The 23,101-nt window shown below is 58.6% G+C and carries 21 protein-coding genes; 4 read left to right on the forward strand and 17 right to left on the reverse strand.

From position 1 onward, the window contains the following. The first annotated feature begins 103 nt into the window (after positions 1 to 103). The 3 genes from VGK48_00890 to VGK48_00900 are packed head-to-tail and all read left to right on the forward strand — an operon-like array spanning position 104 to position 3,354. A complete protein-coding gene (locus VGK48_00890; protein HEY2379710.1) occupies positions 104 to 895 on the forward strand; it encodes a c-type cytochrome in 792 nt (263 codons plus the stop codon). Continuing rightward, on the forward strand, positions 870 to 2,390 hold the full coding sequence (locus VGK48_00895) for an acido-empty-quinoprotein group A (GenBank protein ID HEY2379711.1): 1,521 nt from the start codon (positions 870 to 872) through the stop codon (positions 2,388 to 2,390). The genes VGK48_00890 and VGK48_00895 overlap by 26 nt, the downstream gene beginning before the upstream one ends. A gap of 10 nt (positions 2,391 to 2,400) precedes the next feature. Further along, positions 2,401 to 3,354: a ThuA domain-containing protein gene (locus VGK48_00900; GenBank protein ID HEY2379712.1), complete on the forward strand. Its 954-nt coding sequence runs from the start codon at positions 2,401 to 2,403 to the stop codon at positions 3,352 to 3,354. Positions 3,355 to 3,598: 244 nt separating this feature from the next. Here VGK48_00900 and VGK48_00905 read toward each other — a convergent pair whose 3' ends face one another. The 4 genes from VGK48_00905 to VGK48_00920 form a co-directional block, all read right to left on the reverse strand. Then, complete coding sequence (locus VGK48_00905) at positions 3,599 to 4,756, reverse strand: Gfo/Idh/MocA family oxidoreductase (protein HEY2379713.1); 1,158 nt, start codon at positions 4,754 to 4,756, stop codon at positions 3,599 to 3,601. An 8-nt stretch (positions 4,757 to 4,764) separates the two neighbouring features. Continuing rightward, positions 4,765 to 6,018, reverse strand: a complete 1,254-nt coding sequence (locus VGK48_00910) for an amidohydrolase family protein (protein HEY2379714.1) — start codon at positions 6,016 to 6,018, stop codon at positions 4,765 to 4,767. A 52-nt stretch (positions 6,019 to 6,070) separates the two neighbouring features. Next, positions 6,071 to 7,327 (reverse strand): nodulation protein NfeD, encoded by a 1,257-nt coding sequence (locus VGK48_00915; protein HEY2379715.1) that lies wholly within the window; start codon positions 7,325 to 7,327, stop codon positions 6,071 to 6,073. A gap of 65 nt (positions 7,328 to 7,392) precedes the next feature. Further along, positions 7,393 to 8,781, reverse strand: a complete 1,389-nt coding sequence (locus VGK48_00920) for a hypothetical protein (GenBank protein ID HEY2379716.1) — start codon at positions 8,779 to 8,781, stop codon at positions 7,393 to 7,395. A gap of 32 nt (positions 8,782 to 8,813) precedes the next feature. Between VGK48_00920 and VGK48_00925 the strand changes: the two genes are divergently transcribed. Continuing rightward, positions 8,814 to 9,965: a glycosyltransferase family 1 protein gene (locus VGK48_00925; GenBank protein HEY2379717.1), complete on the forward strand. Its 1,152-nt coding sequence runs from the start codon at positions 8,814 to 8,816 to the stop codon at positions 9,963 to 9,965. Here the strand turns inward: VGK48_00925 and VGK48_00930 are convergent. From VGK48_00930 to VGK48_00990, 13 genes are all read right to left on the reverse strand, one after another. Beyond that, a complete protein-coding gene (locus tag VGK48_00930; GenBank protein ID HEY2379718.1) occupies positions 9,958 to 10,551 on the reverse strand; it encodes a hypothetical protein in 594 nt (197 codons plus the stop codon). The two genes, VGK48_00925 and VGK48_00930, sit on opposite strands and share 8 nt — an antisense overlap. A gap of 6 nt (positions 10,552 to 10,557) precedes the next feature. Beyond that, positions 10,558 to 10,959 (reverse strand): M67 family metallopeptidase, encoded by a 402-nt coding sequence (locus VGK48_00935; GenBank protein HEY2379719.1) that lies wholly within the window; start codon positions 10,957 to 10,959, stop codon positions 10,558 to 10,560. 21 nt (positions 10,960 to 10,980) lie between these two features. Further along, the gene (locus VGK48_00940; protein ID HEY2379720.1) at positions 10,981 to 11,817 is read right to left on the reverse strand and encodes an SDR family NAD(P)-dependent oxidoreductase; all 837 of its coding nucleotides are present in this window, start codon (positions 11,815 to 11,817) and stop codon (positions 10,981 to 10,983) included. Positions 11,818 to 11,825: 8 nt separating this feature from the next. Next, positions 11,826 to 12,848 (reverse strand): adenylate/guanylate cyclase domain-containing response regulator, encoded by a 1,023-nt coding sequence (locus VGK48_00945; GenBank protein ID HEY2379721.1) that lies wholly within the window; start codon positions 12,846 to 12,848, stop codon positions 11,826 to 11,828. Positions 12,849 to 12,899: 51 nt separating this feature from the next. Then, the gene (gene ftsZ, locus VGK48_00950; protein ID HEY2379722.1) at positions 12,900 to 13,997 is read right to left on the reverse strand and encodes a cell division protein FtsZ; all 1,098 of its coding nucleotides are present in this window, start codon (positions 13,995 to 13,997) and stop codon (positions 12,900 to 12,902) included. Continuing rightward, on the reverse strand, positions 13,994 to 15,226 hold the full coding sequence (gene ftsA, locus VGK48_00955; GenBank protein HEY2379723.1) for a cell division protein FtsA: 1,233 nt from the start codon (positions 15,224 to 15,226) through the stop codon (positions 13,994 to 13,996). Before ftsA ends, ftsZ begins: the two co-directional genes overlap by 4 nt. Further along, positions 15,199 to 15,969, reverse strand: a complete 771-nt coding sequence (locus tag VGK48_00960; GenBank protein ID HEY2379724.1) for an FtsQ-type POTRA domain-containing protein — start codon at positions 15,967 to 15,969, stop codon at positions 15,199 to 15,201. The genes ftsA and VGK48_00960 overlap by 28 nt, the downstream gene beginning before the upstream one ends. Next, entirely contained in the window at positions 15,966 to 17,339 is a 1,374-nt protein-coding gene (gene murC, locus VGK48_00965) for a UDP-N-acetylmuramate--L-alanine ligase (protein ID HEY2379725.1), read from the reverse strand. Before murC ends, VGK48_00960 begins: the two co-directional genes overlap by 4 nt. Further along, on the reverse strand, positions 17,332 to 18,402 hold the full coding sequence (gene murG, locus VGK48_00970; GenBank protein ID HEY2379726.1) for an undecaprenyldiphospho-muramoylpentapeptide beta-N-acetylglucosaminyltransferase: 1,071 nt from the start codon (positions 18,400 to 18,402) through the stop codon (positions 17,332 to 17,334). Before murG ends, murC begins: the two co-directional genes overlap by 8 nt. A 21-nt stretch (positions 18,403 to 18,423) precedes the next feature. Further along, entirely contained in the window at positions 18,424 to 19,512 is a 1,089-nt protein-coding gene (gene ftsW / locus VGK48_00975) for a putative lipid II flippase FtsW (protein HEY2379727.1), read from the reverse strand. A gap of 1 nt (position 19,513) precedes the next feature. Continuing rightward, complete coding sequence (gene mraY, locus VGK48_00980; GenBank protein ID HEY2379728.1) at positions 19,514 to 20,665, reverse strand: phospho-N-acetylmuramoyl-pentapeptide-transferase; 1,152 nt, start codon at positions 20,663 to 20,665, stop codon at positions 19,514 to 19,516. 17 nt (positions 20,666 to 20,682) lie between these two features. Then, complete coding sequence (murF, locus tag VGK48_00985) at positions 20,683 to 22,083, reverse strand: UDP-N-acetylmuramoyl-tripeptide--D-alanyl-D-alanine ligase (protein HEY2379729.1); 1,401 nt, start codon at positions 22,081 to 22,083, stop codon at positions 20,683 to 20,685. Continuing rightward, positions 22,058 to 23,101 (reverse strand): UDP-N-acetylmuramoyl-L-alanyl-D-glutamate--2,6-diaminopimelate ligase (locus VGK48_00990; protein HEY2379730.1); only part of this gene is annotated, 1,044 nt, incomplete at its 5' end. The genes murF and VGK48_00990, both read right to left, overlap by 26 nt.

The following is a 23,101-nucleotide window of genomic DNA, read 5'->3' on the forward strand; positions in this document are numbered from 1 at the left end:
TCCATTGATATGAAGGATTTTACGATCTTCGGCGGGTGATGTATTTCTGATTTCTGCGACATTATTATATGCATTCGTTAGATAAACTGTGTAAGGTCCACCTATGAATCTCCTATTTTGGATTGCCGCCTTGCTGATCATGCAGCAGAGCCCTGCGTCGCAGGCGCCTCCCAAGACGGTGACGCCGCAATCGTATCCGCGTGAAGCCGTGCTGACCGGCCAGGCACGGTTTGTGGAGGGATGTTCGTTCTGTCACGGCCAGGACGCGGCTGGAAGCGATACCGGCCCGGATCTGACGCGCTCCATTCTCGTTGCCCAGGATCTGAAGGGCGACAAAATCATCCCGGTCGTCCGCCAGGGTCGCGTGGATAAGGGCATGCCGGCATTCGATTTGTCCGACGCGGATCTGAATGCGATCGTCGCCTATATTCATGACCAGAAAACCAAGGCGGAATCCGAGGGTGGAGGACGCCGTTCCGTCGATGTCACCGATATCGCAACAGGAAATGCCGAAGCAGGTGCGCGCTATTTCAACGGCGCAGGAAAGTGTTCAACCTGCCATTCGCCCACCGGCGATCTTGCCGGCATCGGAGCCCGGTACCGCGGACTTCCGTTGCTCCAGCGCATGCTTTATCCCCAAGGTTCAAGGCCCGCTCCGGCTCCGGCAAAGGTGACGGTGACGCTCGCTTCGGGGGAAGTCGTCACAGGCACACTGGCTTCCCGCGATGAATTTACGCTTTCAATAAAGGATGCATCGGGAGCCGCGCGTTCGTGGCCCGTGGGTGACGTGAAATTCAGCATCGATGATCCGCTGGCCGCCCATTTCGATCAACTCGGCAAATATTCCGACGAGGACATGCACAACGTTTATGCGTATCTTCAAACTCTGCGCTAGCGCCGTTGCGCTTTCGTGCCTTTGTATCGGCTTGCTCGCACAGGGGCCGCCAACTGACAGCTGGCCGACCTACCACGGAGACTACACGGGCAGGCGCCATAGCGCGCTGAGCGGAATCACTCCGGAAAATGTCGGCGGACTCACAAAGGTGTGGACGTTTCAGACCGGCCAGAATCAGCAGATTAAGGCAACGCCGATACTGGTCCATGGCGTGATCTACATCAGCCTACCGGACAACCTGTGGGCCGTCGACGCGCACAACGGGAAACAGCTCTGGCACTACACGGCGCCCGAGAATAACGCGTTCCATATCGGCCACCGCGGCGTGGCTATATATAAGGACACCGTCTACCTTACAACTCCGGATGCGCACCTGATTGCTCTGAACACCGCCGACGGCAAAGTCCGCTGGAATGTCGTCATTGCGGATTCAAAGCGGGGTTACTGGTCGACGAATGCGCCGTTGATCGTCGGGAATCATGTGATGGTCGGGGTGTCCGGCGACTTCGACAATGTCCCCGGCCAGCTGAAATCCATCGACGCGGATACCGGCAAGACGCAGTGGATTTTCTACAGCACGCCGCCCCCGGGTCTGTCCGATCCTCCAAGCGGTGGAGCGACCGGCGGACAGATGTGGATGACGGGAACATACGATCCCGAATTGAACCTCGTATTTGTCGGCACGGGAAACCCGACACCTGTCCTGAACGGAACTGTCCGGCCGGGCGATAATCCGTGGACCTGCAGCATCGTCGCGATCCATCCGGATACCGGCAAGCTCGCGTGGGGATTTCAGGCTTCGCCCCACGATACGCATGACTGGGATGCCGCCGAAGTCCCCGTGCTCGTCGACGGCGATTTCAATGGCGCGCCTCGAAAAATGCTGATGCAGGCCTCCCGCAATGGCTATTTCTTCGTTCTCGATCGGACCACTGGGAAAAACCTGGTCACAGCCCCATTCGCGGCGGTGAACTGGGCGAAAGGCATCGACAAAGACGGACGACCGATTCCCGATCCGGAGAAGGAACCCGCCCGCGACGGCCGACTGGTGGCTCCGAATGAGAACGGCGCGACAAACTATCGTTCGCCGAGCTTCGATCCACAGAGCGGCCTGTTCCTGGTGAGCGCTCAAGACAGCTATGGCATCTATTTCTTCAAGCCGGAGCACGGCGAATACGGCTGGGCCGGAGCGGACTACAACCTGGCGGGAAAGGCATTTCTGCGGGCCATCGACTATCAAACTGGCAAGATACAGTGGAGCCATCCGCTCGGCGACGGTCCCGCCGCGGCTGGTGTTTTGACGACGGATACAGGGATCGCCTTCACGGGCGATGTGCCGGGAAACGCGATCGCGGTTCGAACCTCTGACGGCACGACGCTCTGGCACGCCTCGATTGGTAGAATGGGAAACGCCCCGATAACCTATATGCTCGACGGCAAGCAGATTATGCTCTTTGGAGGCGGCAGTTCGCTGCACGCCTTTGCCCTCCCCTAGAGGAGAAGCCATGAGAAAAGCCCTGAAGATTATCCTGATGCTGCTGGTCGGCGCCGCCGTGTTCGCCGCGATCCTCTTGCGCTCCGCCACTCCGATTCGCGTCATGATTCTTGACGGTGAGAGCGGCGGGCCCTATCACCAGTGGCAGATCGTCACGCCGGTGCTGAAGAAGGAGCTCGAGGAGACGGGGCTCTTTCAGGTCGACGTCGACACGGCCCCGCCCGCCGGCGGGAATTTCGCCGCCTTCCATCCGGACTTTGAAAAGTACCAGGTCATCGTATGGAATTACGATGTGCCGGATGATCGATGGCCCGTGGACCTCAAAGCATCCTTCGAGAAATACGTGGCGGCGGGCGGTGGATTCGTCAGCGTTCACGCCGCCGACAATGCGTTTCCAGGTTGGACGGCATTCAATGAAATGATCGGCGTGGGCGGATGGCGCAATCGCGCGGATAAGGCGGGACCGTTTTGGTATTTCAAAGACGGCAAGCTGGTTTCCGATCCGGGTTCCGGGCCGGCGGGAAGTCACGGACGGCGCACGCCGTTTCAGATGACGGTCCGCACCAATCATCCGATCACGACCGGACTTCCGAAAGCCTGGATGCATCAGGGTGACGAGTTGTACGCCAGGCTGCGTGGCCCCGGCAAAAACATGACGGTTCTCGCAACCGCATATTCCGATCCCGCCAATTCAGGCACAGGCCATGACGAGCCGATGCTGATGGTGCTGAATTACGGAAAGGGCCGCGTCTTCCACACGACCCTCGGGCATGATGTCAACGCGCTGAGTTCGGTGGATTTCGTTGTCACGTTTCAGCGGGGGACGGAATGGGCCGCTACCGGGAGCGTTACGCTGAAAGTGCCGGCCGATTTTCCAACAGCGAATGTCGTCAGTTACCGCGCGGATATTGCAGCGATGGATCCGCGGTACAAGAATGGACTGGATCCGCTGGATGCAAGATAGAGGATTTGCGAGGGAAGTCGAATCGAGCGACATTCCCCGCCTTTCAAAGGCGGGGTGGCTGCGCCATTCATAAAATGTCTCCGTTCCTTAGCGGCGCAGACGGGGCGGTTAGCAATTTCCAACAAGATAAGGTGCGCTTCGCGGTTCGTAACGAACCACCCCGTCCTCGCGTTCTAACTGTTTGATCGCTCGGCCACCCATCCTTGAAAACGGAGGGGAATGTCGCTTTCAATTAAACTTAAACCTACACCTTCACCCAGCGGCTTTCTTTCGAGCTCTCGATAATCGCTTCCACGATCCGGTTGATCCGCGCTGCTTCTTCGAAACTCGCGAACAGCTGCGGCTGGCCGGACTCCGGGCGCTTTCCTGCGGCGATGAATCCGTAAATATCCCGCATCAGGTTACAGAACGCATCCGCCCAGGCTTCCTGATGCCCGCCGGGAAGGCGCGCATATCCCCGCACTTCCTCGTCGATCAGCGACGGATCCTTCTGAAGCACTTCATTGGCTTTGTCCCGCCGGCCGATCCACAGCTCATTTTGATGTTCCTGGCGCCAGAGCATCGAGGACTTCAAGCCGCAGACCTCCAGCACGAGGTCATTCTTGTGACCGGCGCAGACCTGGCCTGCGGTAAAGCACCCTTTGGCGCCATTATCGAAGCGGACGAGTACCGATGCCAGATCCTCTACAGCGACATCCACCGTTTCCAGGTCCGCTGCACCGGCAGCAGTCTGAAAGGCCTCGCGCGAAACGCGCGGCTTCTTACGCTTAGGCATGACGGTCGTGATATCGCCAAGGACATGCGTAATACGAAGCCCCGTCATATGCTGTGCCAGATCGCACCAGTGCGAGCCGATGTCGCCTAATGCCGACGAGCCGCCGCCTTTATCCGGATCGAGCCGCCAGGAATAATCCGTGTCCTTGATCAGCCAGTCCTGCAGATAGTATCCGTGCAGAAAGGTGGGCCGCCCGATTTCGCCTTTGGCGATCGCATGCCGCGCCTGCTGGACGAGCGGATTGCCGCGATAGTTGAAGGTGACAGCGGTCACGACGTTCGCGCGCTTCGCCTGCTCCGCGAGTTGCGCGGCTTCGGCTGCTGTAGACGCAAGCGGCTTGTCGGAAACCACGTGCTTTCCTTTTGCAAGAGCCGCCGAGATCACTGGATAGTGCAGATGATTCGGTGTCGCCACATGCACGACCTGCACAGCCGGATCGGCAATCAGCGCGTGATAGTCGCCGTATGCTTTACCGGCTCCGATCTGTTCGGCTTTCCGGCGCGCCGATTCTTCGTTGCTTGCCGCAACCGCCACGATATCCACAAATCCAAGACGCCTCAGGGCATCGACATGGTGCGGGCCAACGAACCCTGCGCCAACGATTCCCATACCTACTCTTTGCTGCATACGGTCTCTCAGTTCTTCTTTTCGAACACGACCTGACCGCCCTTGATTGTGGTGACGACATGCAGCAACGCGTCGCTATCGCGCAGCGGATCGCCGTCGACAATCACGATGTCGGCGGCCTTGCCGGGTTCGAGGGTACCGATTTCGGCGCTGTGGAGCGTCGAGTTTGCGGCGTTCTTCGTGATGATCTTGACGATATCCTGCGGCGAAAACACAACCCGGAGAGCGCGAAGCTCGTCGGCGAGGGTTTCTTTCGGCGGCCATTGCGTGTCTGTGCCGTAGCCGTAGCTGACGATCCCCGCTTCCCAGAGCAGCCGCGCGTTGACCGGGCCCTGTCCCGCACTCGAAAGCGTGTCCCACGGAAACGGTTCGCGGTCCCGGAACAGCGCCGTGCCTTTCGCGTCGAAGTGCGGCACGAACACGGCGAGCGTCGAGGTCATCGGGATCTTCGCCTCGACGATCTTCCGGACTGCAGCAGGGTCGTCACCGAGGTTGCCGATGTGCGGCGTGTGCACCAGCACATCGGGCCGGGCTTCGATAGCGGCGAGCGTGTCACGCACGCTCACGGCGTGAACGATCGTCGGCATGTTGCGCTTCTTGCCTTCGGAGACGATCAATTTCAGCGTGTCGACTTCAGGGCCGTTCTGAGTAATGTTGAGCACGACCTTCAGATAGTCGTAGCCGGCCTGCTTCGCGCTATCGACGGCCTTGATCGTCGCGTCGTGCGGAATTGCGGGAGCGGCCGGCGGTAACGGGCCGCGGGCGGGATCGGTGCGGGCGGGATCGCCTTTGGGTGGCGGACCGGTCGGGCCGGCGACGGGCAGGAACGCGCCGACATAGAGCCGCGGGCCTTTCATCTGGCCCGCTTCAATCCTTTTGCGCGCCTCGACCGCCTGCGGCGGATCGATCGCGCACAACACGGTCGTGAATCCCGCGTCGAGAAACTCCTGGAATTGCGCCGCCGCCCGCTGTGCCAGCCATTGTGCGGGATCGCCCGTGACGATGTGCCGGTGCGCATCGATAAAACCCGGCATCACAGTCTTGCCGCCCGCGTTGATCGTGCGGCCGGCATTGGCCGGCACCATGGCTGAGACCGATACGATCTTGCCGTCGCGCACAACGATCGCGCCGCGATCGATCACCCGGCCGGTGCCATCGAGAATCCGCGCATTCGTGATCGTCAGATTTTGCGCATTTGCGCTGTACGCAGTGGCGAGCACCATCGCCGCGGCGATCCATCCCAGGTAAGCTCTTGATTTCATTTGCCCCCCAAAAGGCAATTAGTATACGACCGGCCGCCGCGGATTGAGCTTCCTACATCTGCTCCACTTCGACTTTCAGGCCTTCGACTTTGGTTACGCGGACGCGGGAGCCGGCAGGGATCGGCCGGCCGGAGGAGGCGTTCCAGTATTCGCCGTGAAGGAACACTTTGCCCTCGTTGTAAATGTCTGTTTTGGCAACCCCGGATTCGCCGAGCATGCCTTCTTCGCCGGTGACAGACTTCCTTTTCGCGGACAGATAAACCAGCCGCACGAGAAATACCGTGATGAGTGCGATCGGTAAGGTCACGGCAAGGGCCGTCGAAAAACGGACGCGGAGTTGAGGAATCGGACCCTCCACCAGCATGACACCGCCCGCGATCATCGCGACGATGCCGCCGAGTGCCAGAATTCCATGGCTGGTGACGGTCGCTTCCATGACGAACAGGACAATAGCGAGCAGGATCAGCGCCGCGCCCGCCCAGTTCACGGGAAGCATGTTGAACGCGAACAGCGCGAGGATCAGGCTGATCGAGCCGAACACTCCCGGCAGAATGAATCCGGGATGCGTGACTTCAAGATAAATACCGAGCAGGCCCGCTAGAGCGAGAATCAGGGCCAGGTTGGGATCCAGCACGCGCGATAGAATTCTCTGGCGCGCGGTCATTTCGAAATTTTCGACCGTCGCGCCTTTCAGGTGCAGCGTCACGGTGCGGTCGTCGATCCGGCGGATCTCTTTGCCGTCGTAGCGATCGATGATCCCCGGCACGTCCGAGATAACGGCGTCGATGAGGTTGTCTTTCAGCGCTTCTTCCGCCGTGAACGACTGGCTTTCGGTCACGGCCAGTTCCGCCATTTGCGCATTGCGCCCGCGCTTCGTGGTGTAGCTGCGGATGTAGGCGGTGGCATCGCTGACGATCTTCTTATCCATCGTGCTTTCGATGTTCTGCCCCGTCGAGGACACCGGATGGGCCGCGCCCGTATTCGTACCGGGCGCCATCACGGCAACGTCGCCGGCCAGCAGAATGAAAAATCCGGCGGATGCCGCGCGAGTGCCGTTGGGCCCGACCCAGGTGATTACCGGCACAGGTGACGAGAGGATCATCTCGACGATGTCGCGCATCGAATCCATGAGGCCGCCCGGTGTGTTCAGCCGAAGGATGACGGCGCTGGCGCCGATGGTCTTCGCGTGATTGATGCCGTCCCGAATGTAGTCCGCGCTGACGGGATGGACGACGTCGTCGAGATTGATCTGGACGATGGTACGGGACGGAGGCGTCTCGCTGCCTTCAGCGGGGGAAATCAGCCACAAAAGGCACAAAAGGAACACAAAGAAAACTACAGGTCCTTTTTGTGCCTTTTGTGGCAGATTTCCCCTCATTTCAAATTTCGCTGCCGGTCCACCTCTTCGAGGAGCGAACGCGCCTCCGGGGAATCAGGATAGACCCGCATTACGTCGTGAAGTTCGCGCAGCGCGTCACCGAACAGATGTGAATCGAGGTCGCTCTGGACCACCTCCAGCCATGCGCTCAAACCAAGCCCCTTCCCGCGCAGGGCGAGGCGCCGGTCGTTCCACTGGTCTGCATGGCTGCGGAATGTCGTCGCGGTCGAAAACCGCTCCAGCTTGGGCAATGGCTGGGTCAGCCAGCGTTCGACGCGCTGCGACAGCCGGCTCGCCTGCGTCACCAGTTTCTGAGACTCTTCCATCCGGCCCATCTTTTCGTAGGTGCGCCCGAGCAGAAAAAGCGCTTCGCTGTCGCGGCCGCGCAGCTTCAGCGAATCGCTGAGATTCTTTTCCGTCGCTTCGAAGTCGCCTTTCAGAAAGCTCGCGTAGCCCATATCGAAAAACGAATCGCTATTGAGAGGATCAAGCGCAGCGGCGCGCTTCCAGGTGGACATAGCCCCGGCCGAATCGCCTTTCTGCGAGAAAGCCGCGCCCAGATTCAGCAACACATCGTATCCCTGCGGCAGCTGCTGGAATGCTGCAATTGCATGTGGATAATCGGCGAGATAGAAGTAATTCAAGCCGATCAAGAACTGAACCTGAAGCCGGTCGGGAGTGTTGTCTGGCAGCTTCTGCAGCCATTGATTCGACATCCGGAACTCCCGCTGCAGGTGATACGCGCGGCCGAGCTGGAAGAGCGCGGCCGCATACTGAGGATAGAGTCGAACGGCGGTCTGGAGCAGCTCGATGCGCTTCTGTAAGTCCTGATTCAGAATTCCGCGAACGTAATTCTCGAATGCGCTGCGGGGCGTCGGGGGACGCGCCGTGTAGTCGGTTTCGGGAGATGCGGTTCCGGGCACGATCTTCTTCAAGAGTTGCAGCGACAGGGTCATCGTCAGGGGAATCACATCTTCCAGCCTGCCGTCGACGTGCATGACAGAGGCCGAGCCCTGTTCCATATCAACGAGACGCGCCTCGATATGAAATTTCTCCGCTGTGCCGGAAAAGGTGCCCGTAATCGTCTCATCGGCGCCCGCGTCCCAACCGACTTTCAGAGCCGTTGCGCGGCTGAGGCCCGCCGTTTCCGGAATGCCAAGCTTGTCGTACATCGCGATGCGTTCTTCACGCGAAAAAATGTAGACGCCGGGCTCGGGCTGGAGACGCTGATTGATGAGTTCGGAGATGCCTTCGCCGATCCAGTCCAGCGTGCGATCATTCGACTGGTTTTCGAAAGGGTAAACCAGGACTGTGCTGGAGTCCGCGCGCGCTATGCCCGTGGCGCCGAGCACCAGAGCCATATATATGAGGATGCGCCTCAGCACACACCGATTATACTGGACTTGCCGTCGATCCCATGCGCATTGCCATTGACATCCGTAAAATCAACGAGTTCGGGGTGGGTACGTACATCTGGAATCTGGTGCGGAATCTGGCCGCAATCGACAGCGGAACCGACTACCTTTTGATCGGATCCCACAGAAACTTTCACGAGCTGGGACCCTTGCCGGAAAACTTCCGGCAACTTTACCAGCCGGAAGGCCAGCGGGCCTGGCGCAACCATGTCACCATTCCATTTGCCTTGCGGCGTGAGGACGTCGACGTCTTTCATGTACCGCATCACGAGGCGCCGCTTTTCAACTGGCCCAGACTGGTCGTGACGGTGCACGACTGCGTTCACCTGCTGTTTCCGCAGGAAGACTCCTCGCGATTTCAGACTTACCGGAGTTACCTGAGGACCAAGAAGGTTGTTGAGGGAGCCCGGCACGTCTTCGCGGTATCCCGCTCGACGAAGCAGGACCTGCTGAACATCTATAACCTGCCGGAATCGAAGATTTCGGTTGTGCACAACGCGCTCGACGAGCGCTTCGCGTTCCATCACACTCCGGAAGAACGGAAGCATGTGCTCGAGAGGTATCAGCTGAAGGACCCGTTTATTCTCTATTCCGGAAAGATCCGGCCGCACAAGAACCTTCACCGTCTGATCGAGGCGTTCGCTGTTCTGAAGAGCGAACTGGCGGACGACAGCCGGTATCGCAATCTGAAGTTGATCATCATCGGCGACGAGCTCAGCAAACACCAATATCTGCGGCTGACTGTCGTTCGCAGCGGGGCCCAGCATGATGTGCGGTTTTTCGGATTCGTTCCCTATCCGATTCTGCGGGTGTTCTACCAATGCGCTTCGCTGTTCGCGTTCCCGTCGCTATACGAAGGCTTCGGGCTGCCGCCGTTGGAAGCGATGGCGAATCGTACCCCGGTGATCGCCTCCAACACTTCGTCGCTGCCTGAAGTGCTGGACGACGCCGCCATCCTCATCAACCCTGAAAATGTTTTCGACATCGCCCGGGGAATGAAACTCATTCTGCTCGACGACGTTCTCCGCCAGAAGCTGATTCAAAAAGGCATCGACCAGGTCGCGAAATTCTCGTGGAAGCTGGCTGCGCGGAAGGTCGTTGAAACGTATCACTCGGCGGCTGAGGGACGGAGGACGGCCGCGGCCGCTATTTAAGGGGCGTTCCCGCTTCCGCTTCCTCGAACTTGAAGTTGGAAACGTCCGCGATACGCGTGCCGGGAGTATCGATACGAGTCGTCGAAGTGCCGCGGGTGATGATCAACATCTGACCGACGATGCTGAGCGACTGCGGGCCCGGACGAATGTCCAGCGTAATGGTTTTTCGCGACAGCGGTGTCACGTATCGGTCGATCTCGGCGGTACTCGTCTTGTCGATCGCCTCGTCGAATTTCTGGCCCGGCATGATGGTGTCCACGATTGTAAATACACCTGTGCTGGTGGAGCCGCCGCTCAGCACTTCGACAACGGTCGTTACCTCCGCGGGCAATCCGAAATCATTGGTCATTGCCACCCGGTGATGGAGATCGAACGAAAACTTTCCACCCTTCTTCGTATAAGGCAGCTTGATCACCACGCCCGCAGTGGACTGGCGTGTGATGACAACGTCGTAGTAGGGACGGCCCGTGGTCACGCCGTGCCCCATCAGAAGGCTTTCCTTGGCCCGAATGTCGAATGGAATGTCCTTGGCCTGCTGCGCGAACGGAGTCCACGCAAGCAGCAGCGACATGAGAAACAGGATCATAGAGACCTAAACTATAACATGAAGTTCGATCTGACGGATTGCGCCACCGGTAATGCGGAAAGCCATTGCCTGAGGGTGTTCCGGATCGGCCAGCGAGACAACCACCTGGGCGGCCTCGGGATAATACGCCTGCTCGACGTCCTTGTCCGACAGACCGGCCGGACCGTGCGGGTGAGAATGATAGATGGCCAGGAGCTGCTCGCCCGAATTCCGCAGTTCGCGAAGGACATGGATCAGCTCGGCTGGATCCATCTCGTATTCTGCCGAAGAACCGGAAACATTTCTCATCGCGATAAAGCGGCCGGCCACGTCGCGGCCGGCCAGGAGCCCGCAGCCCTCGACGGGATAGGCAACTTTCGCGTGCTGGATCAGCTGTTCGAGAATGCCGGGGCCTAAGACGAGATCCATTGAAGCCATCGTCGCACCTTCTTACGTAGCCGCGATTCTCTTCGATTCTTCCCACAGCCGCCGCGCCGCCTGATCATCCTGAGCTTCCGAAGTCGGCGTCTTTGTCCGGCACCGATAAAAATACTCACCGGTAACGTTGTCCACTTCTTTCGAAGAGGCAAGAAAGACGATAGTTTCCGCGCCTTTCTCGGGGGAGATGGCAAAATTCTTCGCAACCGAAAAGAGATAACGCAGAGATCCTTTGGTTTCACCGCCAAATCGGGTATTCACAAATCCGGGATGCAGAGAGTTGGCTGTAACGCCGGTTCCGGCAAAGTTCCGAGCGAGTTCCCTCGTGAACAGGATGTTGCAGAGTTTCGAGCGGCGATAGGCGGCCAGTCCCGCGAAGCCGCGGTTGAATTGCAGATCGTCGAAATCGATTTTCACGCCACGGTGCGCTTCCGAAGAGGTGTTAATCACGCGCGCAGGGGCGGAGGCAATCAAACGCTCACGCAGCGCCTCCGTAAGGACAAAGTAGGACATATGATTCGTCGCGAATGTCAGTTCCAGGTCTTCGTCCGTCACTTCGCGCTTCCCGAACAGAGCGCCGGCGTTATTGATCAGGACATCGATACGCGGTTCCGCGGCCGCAATTTCAGCAGCGGCTCTTTTCGTGGCGGAAACTCTGGATAAGTCCGCGTAATAAACGCTGTGGCGGACACCGGGAGCGATCCGGCGAAACCGGGCGAGCGCCGCCTCACCGCGCTCGCGGCTGCGGGCAATGGCGACAATACGGGCTCCCATGGCGGCGAGTTTGTCTGCTGCGATTCCGCCGATGCCGGAGGTGGCACCGGTTATGACGATGATCTTTCCCTGCACGGAAACCCCTACGGCCGGCTCAGTGTATAAACAGTGACCGTTTCTTTGATTCCGCGAATCGGCACGTGCCGCTCGGAATGGAATTTCAGGCGCGAATCGCCGGCAACACCTTCGCGGACGGCTTTGGAAACCACGACGGACATCGCCTGGGCCTGGCCGCACAATCGCGCCGCAAGGTTGACTGCGCTTCCGATCGCCGAGTAGTCGAGATGCTCGGGCGAACCGATATTTCCGATCACGGCGCGGCCCGCATGAATACCGATCCCGAAACCGTGCGTCTGCACGGTCACACCGATATCTCTCAAACGCGCACTCTCGAGAATTCGCAGGGCGCACAGACAGCTTTGAACAACCATGTCCGGCCCTTCGAAAATTGCCATGACGCCATCGCCGCCGAATTTATCGACGTATCCGCCGAATTCATGAATGATCTGAACCTGATCGGCCAGCAGCTCGCTCACCAGCGCGAACAAGCGCGTGGGCTCCATGTCTTCCGCGAACGCCGTAAAGCCGCGCATATCCGTGAAACAAATCGCAAGATCCTGTTCCTGCGGCGGCGGCAGCGTGCCTGTTGCCGCCGCGTTCTCGACGACATCGAGCGTGCGCCGGGAAACATATCGCTTGAGGACGCTGCGGAGCCACTCGAGACGCTGGGAATATTCCGAGCGCTGCAAATGCGACTTCAGCCGCGCGCGAACAGCCGCCGCGCTGCTGGGTTTGGCGATGAAATCGTCACCGCCGGCCGAAAAAGCCTTGTCGATGGTGTCGTCGGTATCGCTGCCGGTTAGAAAAATGATGGGAGTGCTGCGGTGCCGTTCGATCTGGCGGATCGCGCGGCACAGGGTGATCCCGCTCATTCCCGGCATCTCGACATCTAGGATAAAAGCGGCTGGTTGCAGAGCCTGAGTGACAGCGAGCGCCTGCTCACCGGATTCCGCCTGGATGACGTCGTACCCTTCTCCTTCCAAAATCGCGTGCAGGAAGTTTCGGACGCTCGGGTCGTCATCGGCAATGAGGATTGTACGCTTCATTGTTAGGATTGCCGGCAATCCGGGCTTTTGCCGAATCGCCGACAGCCTAGTCTACTTCTGTGCCCGCCGAAGGAAGGCAGGAATTTCGAGGTCCGGACCGGAAATGGACGGTTTGCTGTTCATTATCGAGGCAGCGGGTCCGGCGGCGACAGTCTCAGTTCGTCTCTCGAAGCCGGTGGCGATGACCGTAATCTTCACTTCATCTTTCATTCGATCATCGAGGACCGCGCCGAAGATGATATTGGCCTCGGGATCGGCGGCGTCATGGATGATGCTTGAAGCTTCACTGACTTCATGCAGCAGAAGGTCGTGGCCGCCCGTAATGTTGATCAGCACGCCACGCGCGCCCTGAATGGAGCCGTCTTCGAGCAGCCGGCTGGAGATGGCTTTCTTTGCCGCTTCGACGGCGCGATTGTCGCCTGTCGCGTTTCCTGTGCCCATCAGCGCCATTCCCATGCCGGACATGACGGTTTTGACGTCCGCAAAGTCGAGGTTGATGAGACCGGGCACGATGATCAGATCCGAAATACCCTGGACGGCCTGGCGCAGGATATCGTCGGCGATCCGGAATGCGTCGAACAGGCTGGTGCCGCGTTCCAGCGTCGCCAGCAGGCGTTCGTTGGGAATGGTGATAACGGTATCGACGCAGTCCTTCAAGTCGGTCAGGCCGCGTTCCGACTGCAAGAGGCGCTTCTTCCCTTCGAAGGCAAACGGCTTCGTGACGACGGCCACCGTCAATGCGCCCAGTTCCGCTGCCAGACTGGCGACGATCGGCGCGGCCCCTGTGCCGGTGCCGCCGCCGAGGCCGGTGGTGACGAAGACCATGTCCGCGCCTTCGAGCGCCTCGATCACTTTATCCGTATCTTCGAGAGCCGCCTGGCGGCCAACATCGGGGTTCGCGCCGGCGCCCAGACCCTTCGTCAATTTCGCGCCGATCTGAAGCTTCACCGGCGCTTTCGATTGCTTCAGCGCCTGGACATCGGTATTGGCAACGAGGAAATCCACTCCATCCAGACCCGCGTCGATCATCCTGTTGACGGCGTTCGAACCGCCTCCGCCGACGCCGACCACCTTGATCGTTGCGCCAAGGCGCACGCCTTCATCGAACAGGAATTTGATGGAAGTATCCACTGGCACATTTACCGTCATAAAAAGCTCCTGAATTTCGCTAGAAATTTTTTAAAACCTGAATTGGAGTTCTCGTGAAAATCGTGCGTCTTTCGCCGCCGGTTGCCGTACAGTACCAGGCCTGTGACGGTAGCGAATTCCGGGCCCATCAGCTGCGGCAGCTTTTCCAGCAGCGATTCGGAAAACCCGGAGCAGGTTCCGATGCGGACGGGCAGGTCGAGGATGTCTTCGGCCAGTTCAACCAAGCCGCGCAACATCGCGCCGCCACCGACGATCACAACGCCGGCGCCGGCCATGCGTTCATAGCCCGAATTGCGGATTTCATTGCGGACGAGGTGCGCGATCTCTTCTGCACGCGGCTGGATGATGTCGCTCAATACCGTCTGGGCGATGGCGCGGGGCTGGCGGGTGCCCATTCCGGAAACCTCAAATACTTCGTCCGTCTGCGCCATCGACGATAATGCGCAGCCCTGTTCGCGCTTCAGCCGCTCCGCTTCGGGAATCGAGGTGCGCAGCCCGACGGCAATGTCGTTGGTGAAGAGCTCGCCGCCAAGCGGCACCACGACACTGTGCCTTACCGCACCACGGTGATAAATGGCAAGATTCGTTTTGCCGCCGCCGATATCGACCAGCACGCAACCCAATTCCTTTTCGTCTTCGCTGAGAATGGCTTCACCGACGGCAATGGGTTCGAGAACCGTATCGCCGACCAGAAGGCCGCTCCGATTGACGGCAGTGATGATGTTCTGGGCCGCGGTGGTGGAACTCGTGACGATGTGGACATTGACCTCAAGCCGCGTGCCGATCATACCCAGCGGATCACCGATGCCGGTCTGGTCGTCGACGGTGAATTCCTGCGGCAGGATGTGAATGATCTCGCGGTCCGGCGAGAGGGCAACCGCCCGCGCCGTCTCGATCACCCGGCGGACATCGTCGCTGTTGATCTCGCGAGATCGCGTCGGAATCGAAGTGACACCGCGGCTGTTGAAACTTTTGACGTGGGGACCGGCGAGGCCCGCATATACCGTTTCGACTTCGCAGCTTGCCATCGCCTCGGCCTCACCAACACTCTTCTTGATCGATTCGACAGCCGCTTCGAGATTGACGACAGCGCCCTTCTTGAGGCCTTTCGACTCGGACACGCCGATGCCGATCGGCGCCATGCCCGATTCACGCGCCTCCGCGATCAACGTGCAGACCTTCGTCGACCCGATGTCGAGACCTACAATGTATTTTTCTTTACGCCCCATACAATCTTTTCGCCGGAATCGTCATCCTTCATCTTGACGATGACTTGATTCTTGAATCGCAGGTCAACGCGGACAGCCTGTGGATATTGCTGCTGAATCTGCGGCTTGAGCTGCAGGTATTTGATCCAGCGGATTCGAAAATCCATGGTGCCCAGATTCACAAGCAGCGGATCGCTCGCCGAAACGACCGTCACGTCCTGCGCATCCGAGATGTGCACCTCCGAAAGCGCCGGCTGCCCAAGGTCTTCGACAACGCGGCGGTAGACATCGACTTTTCCGGCGTTCCCCTTCGGATCGTCGATCCGTAGTCCGTCGAGAATCGGGAAGCTGGTTCCGCCGACTGGATCGGGTTCGAGGATCTTGGCATCGCTATCGAACTGATACACCTCGCCGTTAATTCGCGCCAGGCCGATCGGTTCACGTTCGACGATTTTGATGATGATTTTGTCCGGCAGAACCCGCTCGACCATCGCGTAGCGAACCCAGGGAAGCTGTTCGACGCGGTCCCGGATTTTGTCGAGCTTCACACGAAAAACGTTCGTCCCTGTTTCAAAACCTGCTTTCGCAAGCACCTGATTCTCTTCGACGCGTTTCAAACCGGAGACGGACAATTTTCGAACTTCGAATCGCGAATCCGTCGTCAGATAGACGATCGCCGAATATGCAGCCCACCCGGCCGGAATCAGACAAATCGCGAAAAGCAGCGATGCGGCGACAACCAGTGCTTTACCCTTAAGTTTCATGCCGTCCTCGAAAACCGCTGCGAGAGCGTGTCGGAAAGTTTCGTTACACTGCCGGCTCCCATGACCACGATCGCGTCGCCCGGCTCTGCATTGGCGATGATGTAGGACTCGATGGCAGCGAAATCCGGCGCATAGATGGCGTGCTTGTGCCCGAAGCTTTTGATTTTTTCGATGAGCGCCGGCGTTGTAATGCCTTCCATGGGCGCTTCGCCGGCCGGATAGATGTCGAGAATCAGGACGACATCCGCCAGATTGAAGGCACGGGCAAAATCGTCGAAAAAGTGGAACGTCCGTGTGAAGCGATGCGGCTGGAACACGGCGAAGATCCGCTGGAAGTTGCAACCCTTTGCGGCGCTGAGCGTGGCGGAAATCTCCGTCGGATGATGTGCGTAGTCGTCGATCACAGTAACGCCGTCGCGCGACTTGATCTGGAAGCGCCGGTCGACACCTTTGAAACCCGCAAGTCCTGCGGCGATAACCTGCGGCTCGACGCCCATATCGCGGGCGGCGGCAAAGGCGGCTGCGGCATTCAGGACATTGTGCATGCCCGGAACATCGAGTCTGAATTCATGAGTCGAGCCGCCGTTGAACCGAACGGTGAAGGTGGATCCAAATCCGTTCAGGTTCACGTCGGTGATGCAGACATCGGCGGTCGCCGCCGTACCATAGGTGACGATCCTTCGTTTGACCTGCGGAATCAACGACTGCAGCGCAGGAGAATCGATACACAGAACAGCCGCTCCGTAAAATGGAACCTTATTGATAAAGGACAGAAACGCCGATTGAATATCCTCCAGATCGCGGTAGTTATCCAGATGATCGGCTTCAACATTGGTCACGACGGCAATCGTCGGTGAGAGCAGCAGAAACGACCGGTCGCTTTCATCGGCTTCGAGCACGATGAAATCGCCTTTCCCCAGCCTGGCGTTGCTGCCGATCGTGTTAAGGAGGCCGCCGACAACGACGGTCGGATCGAGCCCCGCGCGATCCAGAATCGTTGCGATCATGGATGTCGTCGTGGTTTTCCCGTGAGTGCCGGCGACAGCGATGCCGTACTTCAGGCGGGCAAGCTCCGCCAGCATCTCGGCGCGCGCGATCACCGGAATCTTGAGGCGCTGGGCTTCCGTGATCTCGGGATTGTCGGGCCGCACGGCGGATGAAGTGACGACGACGTGAGCGCTCTTGACATTTTCGGCCGCATGGCGCGGATACACAACGGCACCGCACTGCTCCAGATGGTCTGTAATGGACGTCGCCCGCAGATCGGAGCCGGTCACTTTGTAACCGAGATTCAGCAGCACTTCGGCGATACCGCTCATGCCGATGCCGCCGATCCCCACGAAGTGTACGTGTTTGATGCGCTTAAACACGGGCCGCCCTCTCGACGAGATCCACGATCCTCGCCTCGGCGTCCAGAATGGCGGCGCGGCGGGCATTGTTTTCTATTTCGCCGAGGCGCTTCGGATCGCCGATCAGGTCGCGAATCGCGCTGGAAAGGCTCGTGCCGTTTAATTCGGAGTTGCTGATCACGACGGCGGCATTTTCCTCGGCCATTGCCCGTGCGTTCTTCATCTGATGATCATCGGTCGCGAACGGAAACGGAACGAGGATCGCGGCACGCCCCGCGGCTTTGATCTCGGCGACAGTGGTCGCTCCGGAGCGCGAAACGATCAGATCGGCAGCCGCATACCGCTCGTGAAAATTGTTGAAGAAGGCGCGCACGTCGGCGGTGAATCCCTTCGCAGCATAGGCCATCCTTACCTCCTCCACTTGTTTCTCACCGGTCTGGTGAACGAACCGGAGCCTGTCCTTCCAATCGGCCAGGCTGTCCAGCGCCTCAAGGACGGCGCGATTGATCGCCTGCGCGCCCTGGCTTCCACCGAAAATCAAAATCGTGTATGGAACGGCATGGGATTTTGCGGGGATCGATTTGAATTCCGGACGGATCGGATTGCCGGTTACAACCGCACGCCGGCCGAAATACGATTGGGTGCGAGGATCGGTAACGGCGGCGAAGTTGACCCACTTGCCGACAACCCGGTTGGCGAGTCCTGGGATGGCGTTCTGTTCCATGATCACGCGCGGGTAGCCGCCTAGCGTCGCGGCGCTCAACATTGGAAACGATGCGTATCCGCCGACGCCGACCACGACATCGGGCCGGAAATCACGCAGAATCTGCCGCGCCTTGAAGACGCCGCTCAACATGCCGATCAGATTGCGAATCTGGCGAGCCACACCTAAGCCCTTGATTCCCCCTACCGGCAATGTTCGCAACTCGAAACCTTCCTTCGGGACGATGCGCGTTTCAATTCCCTGTTCGGCCCCCACAAACAAAATCTTCGATCCGGGCTGCCGCCGCTGGATCTCGCGAGCGACGGCGATACCGGGAAACAAATGTCCCCCTGTGCCCCCGCCTGCAATGATGACGTTCATGCGTCCCAACTCAGGACCAAATCAACTCGATTGCTGCGAAACATTTAGAAGAATTCCGACGGCCGCCAGCATCACCACGAACGAACTGCCGCCGTAGCTCAAAAACGGCAGCGGAATCCCTTTTGTCGGAAGCAGACCGAGAACCATGCTCATATTGATAAAAGCCTGCACACACACCATCGTGGTGATGCCCAGCGCCAGATAGAAGCCAAAGGGATCGGGCGCCCGCATCGAAGTGCGGAGGCCACGCCAGAAGAAGATCGAGAACAGGCAAAGCAGAGCGCAGGTTCCGATCAAACCCAATTCCTCGCCGACAACCGCAAAAATGAAGTCCGTGTGCGCCTCGGGCAAATAGAAAAGCTTCTGTTTTCCCTCCATGTATCCGAGCCCCGTGATCCCTCCGGAGGCAACCGATAAGAGAGACTGGATGATCTGGAAGCCTCTTCCAAGGGGCTGAGCCCACGGATCGAGGAAAGCCAGAATACGCGCGCGCCGGTATTCAACCCGGAACACGAGCAGGTAAAAAGTCGGAAGCACAAAGATGATCGAGGCCGCAATCCAACGCAAGTCCAACCCGGCGACAAACAGAAGAACGCCGCTGATCATGAACAGGGAAACGGCGGTTCCGAGATCCTCAATCGCAACCAGGCCCGCGAGAAGCGCCACAATGACGGCAACCGGGATCAGCGTGAACGCCAGGTCGTTGATTTGCCCTTTTCTCTTTTCGAGAAAGTAGGCGAGGAAACATATCAAGGCGAGCTTCGACAACTCGGACGGCTGAACTGAAAAACCGGCCAGCTGAATCCAGCGATGTGTGTTCGCCGTCGCCGGCAGGAAAAACACGACGACGAGCAACGCCACCACAATGGCCAGCGCTGAGAACACGACGGCCGGATGCCGATACCGGTGATAGTCCACCTTCATCACCACGAACATCACCGCCAGACCAAGCGTCGCAAAGATCAATTGCTTGAAGGAAAAGTAATTCGGATCGCCGAATTTCTCTTTGGCGACGATCGCCGACGAACTGAACACCATTGCGATGCCGAACCCGATCAGCAACAGCGTTACAAGGAACAGGATGCGGTCTGGTTTTAGTTTCTTAGCCATGTTACCTGAGTTTCAATGTCGAAAGACTGAAGAGCGCCAGAATCAACGATGCAATCCAGAAACGGATGATCACCTTCGACTCGCTCCATCCCTGCAATTCGAAGTGATGGTGCAGCGGAGCCATCCTGAACACACGCTTGCCCCGCGTCTTGAATGAAATAACCTGAATCATTACCGAGAGCGCTTCCGCCACGAAAACGCCGCCAATGAAAATGAGCAACAACTCCTGCTTGATAATGACGGCAATCGTGCCGATCGCCCCACCGAGCGCAAGCGACCCGACATCGCCCATGAATACTTCGGCCGGATGCGCGTTGTACCACAGGAAACCGAGGCTGGCCCCCACCATGGAGCCGCAGAAAATCGTCAGTTCGCCGGCCTGCCGGATAAATGAAATATCGAGATAGTCCGAAAGGACGGCGTGGCCGGTAATATACGTCAATGCGGTCAACGCGGCCGACGCGATCAGCGTGCAGCCGATGGCAAGCCCGTCGAGGCCGTCGGTTAAATTCACCGCGTTCGAGGAACCGACAATCACGATCGACACAAAAATCAGAAAAGGCACATATCCGAAAAACGAGAACCAGCGCGTCGCGAACAAGCGCTCGATCAAGAGCGTCGGCGCAAAGGACTTGAAAAACGGCACGTTCAACTTGGTGTCGTAGAGATGGATGTTCATCAGGTACAGAAGATATATACCCACAGCGAGGCTGATCAGAACCTGGAAGCCGATTTTCTCGCGCGGAGTGAGACCGAGCGAACGCTTGCGGACAATCTTGATGTAATCGTCGGCGAATCCGACCGAGGCATATGCCAGCGTGCTCAAAACGGCAACCCAGACGTAACGGTTTCGGAGATTCGCCCACAGCATGGTGGGCAGAAGGATCGATACAACGATAAGTACGCCGCCCATCGTCGGCGTTCCCGCTTTCTTCTGGTGCGACTTGGGGCCTTCTTCACGAATCTGCTGGCCGATCTGAAAGTCGCGCAAACGGGTGATGAGCCAGGGTCCCAGAAAAAGGCTGATGAGCAGCGCAGTGATGCTCGCATATGCGGTACGGAATGTAATGTACTGAAATACATTCAACACCCTCAACGGCGCCCAGTACCGGTTCAGCGGATACAGAAATTCGTAAAGGATGTGATAGAGCATCTATTTGTGCTTCCCGCTCATGGTTCCATGCTCGAAAATGCCGCACGCAGCGCGTTGAGCGCCTGCTCGAGTTTCACTCCACGCGAACCTTTAATGAGAATGACGTCGTCTTTCCCGGCCATGCGCCTGAGCAGGTCTCCTGCTTCGAGCGAGTCCTGGGCGAACCTCAACTGCGAACGGTCCATGCCCGCTTCGAGAGCGCCCGCGAGAATTTCCTTCGCTGTTCCCTGAACGGCGATGATCGTATGGAGCCCGGCCTTCGCCGCTTCCCTGCCGCAGTTGCGGTGCATCTCGGGCCCCTCCGGCCCAAGCTCAAGCATTTCCCCTGCCACCAGTATCTTTCGCTGATAGCCCTGAAGCTTGCCGATGAACCGGATCATTTCAGTCAATGCCCGCGGGTTGGAGTTGTACGAGTCATCGATGACTGCGAAGCCTTCGCCGAACTTGACCACCTGCCCACGCATCTTCTCCGGCCTCATTTCCGAGAGCGCCTCGGAAATCTGCTTCCAGGGAACGTTGTGCGTGGCGCCAACCGCAATCGCGGCGACCGCATTCGCCACGTTGTGCTGTCCGAGTAATGGAAGAACGAATTTCAGGTCGCGCCCGCCGTGGTGCATGGTGAAGGCCGTGCCATCGAGGCCCAGATCCTGAAGTTCCTGCGCTTTGAAGGCAGCAACGGATTCGACTCCGTAGCTAATGGTCTTCCCGGAAAACTTCCCAGCCATCGCCCGGACGCGTGAATCGTCGTTATTGAGATAGCCGACTTTCGGATCGTGCAAACCTTCGAGCAATTCGGCCTTTGCTTCGGCGATCTCGTCCACCGACTTGAAAAACTCAAGGTGGACAGGATTCACATTCGTCACGACCCCTTCGTTCGGCTCGGCAATCAAGGCGAGTTTCCGTATTTCACCCTTCGCCGACATCCCCATTTCAAGCACACCCATGTTCTGCTGCGGCTCGACCCGCAACAGACAGAGAGGCAGGCCGAACTCATTGTTGAAGTTTCCGACGGATCGCAAAACCGTGAACTTTTTTCCCAGAACGGCGGCGATCATCTCTTTCGTCGTTGTCTTCCCCGCGCTGCCCGTAACGCCGATGATGGTGTTGCCCCAACGCCGCCGCGCCGTGCGCGCCAGCGTCTGCAACGCATCGACGGTCGAGCCAACCCGGATTATCGGGCCCGCATACCCGGCCGGGGCCTTGAGCCCAGGTTCTTCGACGACGGCGCCGGCAGCATTCTTCTGAAGCGCCTGCTCGACAAACTCGTGACCGTCGAATCTCGGACCCTTGACGGCGAAAAAAAGATCGCCAGCGTGCAGTGTCCGGCTGTCGATCGAGTAGCCGGTCACGTTCCGGTTACCGGTGCCCTCGAGGGTGCCGCCAACGGCCTGGTTAATTTCTTCCAGCGAGAAGTTCATTGAGCAATTCTTTTGCTACCAGCCGATCGTCGAACGCATGCGATTCGGCGCCGATCGTCTGATATGTTTCGTGGCCTTTTCCCGCAATCAGGACAGTGTCCGTATCCGTGGCGCGCGAAAGGGCGGCGCGAATCGCCTCCCTCCGGTCTACGATCACCGAGTAATTCGCTCCGGACATGCCTTGTTCGATTTCCCGGATGATCGCCAGCGGATCTTCGCCCCGCGGGTTATCGGAAGTCACAATCGCGTAATCGCTCTCTCGTCCGGCGATAGCGCCCATCGCCGGACGCTTCGTGCGATCGCGCTCACCACCGCAGCCGAATACGACAATCACCTGCCCCGGCGTGATTTCCCTGGTGGATCGGAGGACTTTTTCGAGTGCATCGTCGGTATGAGCGTAATCGACGATGACGCGGAACCGTTGGCCGGCAAGAACAGGTTCGAAGCGACCCGGTACATTGCGTAGGTCCCGGATGCCACGTGCGATGGCATCCGGTGGCACGCCGAGAGCGATAGCGACGCCGATTCCCGCGCTGATGTTCATGAGGTTCGGCTTGCCCATCAGAGATGTACGGACTTCCAGGTCGCCTATCGGCGTCTTGTACATCGCATCCGTGCCTTCCCAGCCAAATCGATACCGCGAAGGACAGATATCGGCAGCAACTTGCATTCCATAGCTGACCACGCTTGATGGATTGATGGAGCGCAGCTCACCGTATCGGGCATCGTCCATGTTCAAGACCATGACTCGTGGTTGAAGTCCGTTGAGTCCTTCAAACATTTTCTTCTTTACGCGAAAATACGTTTCCATATCGCCATGGAAATCGAGATGGTCGCGGCTGAGGTTCGTAAAAACGGCAACCTCAACATTGAGTCCTGCGACACGTTTCATCTCGATCGCATGCGACGAAATCTCCATCACGGCATATTGCCACCCGGCATCGACAACCTGGCGGAACAGCTTTTCCAGGTCCGGCGCTTCCGGAGTCGTCCGTTCTGCAGCGAAATCGAAACCAGG

The sequence above is a fragment of the Terriglobia bacterium genome (assembly GCA_036496425.1).
Lineage (GTDB): Bacteria > Acidobacteriota > Terriglobia > 20CM-2-55-15 > 20CM-2-55-15 > 20CM-2-55-15.

What these genes read in the sequence shown, in the direction of transcription:
- ftsZ (HEY2379722.1), bottom strand. Translation starts at nt 13,997, where the DNA reads ATGACGGTAAATGTGCCAGTGGATACTTCCATCAAATTCCTGTTCGAT.
- VGK48_00960 (HEY2379724.1), bottom strand. Translation starts at nt 15,969, where the DNA reads ATGAAACTTAAGGGTAAAGCACTGGTTGTCGCCGCATCGCTGCTTTTC.
- VGK48_00945 (HEY2379721.1), bottom strand. Translation starts at nt 12,848, where the DNA reads ATGAAGCGTACAATCCTCATTGCCGATGACGACCCGAGCGTCCGAAAC.
- murF (HEY2379729.1), bottom strand. Translation starts at nt 22,083, where the DNA reads ATGAACTTCTCGCTGGAAGAAATTAACCAGGCCGTTGGCGGCACCCTC.
- mraY (HEY2379728.1), bottom strand. Translation starts at nt 20,665, where the DNA reads ATGCTCTATCACATCCTTTACGAATTTCTGTATCCGCTGAACCGGTAC.
- VGK48_00900 (HEY2379712.1), top strand. Translation starts at nt 2,401, where the DNA reads ATGAGAAAAGCCCTGAAGATTATCCTGATGCTGCTGGTCGGCGCCGCC.
- ftsW (HEY2379727.1), bottom strand. Translation starts at nt 19,512, where the DNA reads ATGGCTAAGAAACTAAAACCAGACCGCATCCTGTTCCTTGTAACGCTG.
- VGK48_00895 (HEY2379711.1), top strand. Translation starts at nt 870, where the DNA reads ATGCGTATCTTCAAACTCTGCGCTAGCGCCGTTGCGCTTTCGTGCCTT.
- ftsA (HEY2379723.1), bottom strand. Translation starts at nt 15,226, where the DNA reads ATGGGGCGTAAAGAAAAATACATTGTAGGTCTCGACATCGGGTCGACG.
- VGK48_00935 (HEY2379719.1), bottom strand. Translation starts at nt 10,959, where the DNA reads ATGGATCTCGTCTTAGGCCCCGGCATTCTCGAACAGCTGATCCAGCAC.
- VGK48_00905 (HEY2379713.1), bottom strand. Translation starts at nt 4,756, where the DNA reads ATGCAGCAAAGAGTAGGTATGGGAATCGTTGGCGCAGGGTTCGTTGGC.
- VGK48_00910 (HEY2379714.1), bottom strand. Translation starts at nt 6,018, where the DNA reads ATGAAATCAAGAGCTTACCTGGGATGGATCGCCGCGGCGATGGTGCTC.
- VGK48_00890 (HEY2379710.1), top strand. Translation starts at nt 104, where the DNA reads ATGAATCTCCTATTTTGGATTGCCGCCTTGCTGATCATGCAGCAGAGC.
- VGK48_00930 (HEY2379718.1), bottom strand. Translation starts at nt 10,551, where the DNA reads ATGATCCTGTTTCTCATGTCGCTGCTGCTTGCGTGGACTCCGTTCGCG.
- VGK48_00925 (HEY2379717.1), top strand. Translation starts at nt 8,814, where the DNA reads ATGCGCATTGCCATTGACATCCGTAAAATCAACGAGTTCGGGGTGGGT.
- murG (HEY2379726.1), bottom strand. Translation starts at nt 18,402, where the DNA reads ATGAACGTCATCATTGCAGGCGGGGGCACAGGGGGACATTTGTTTCCC.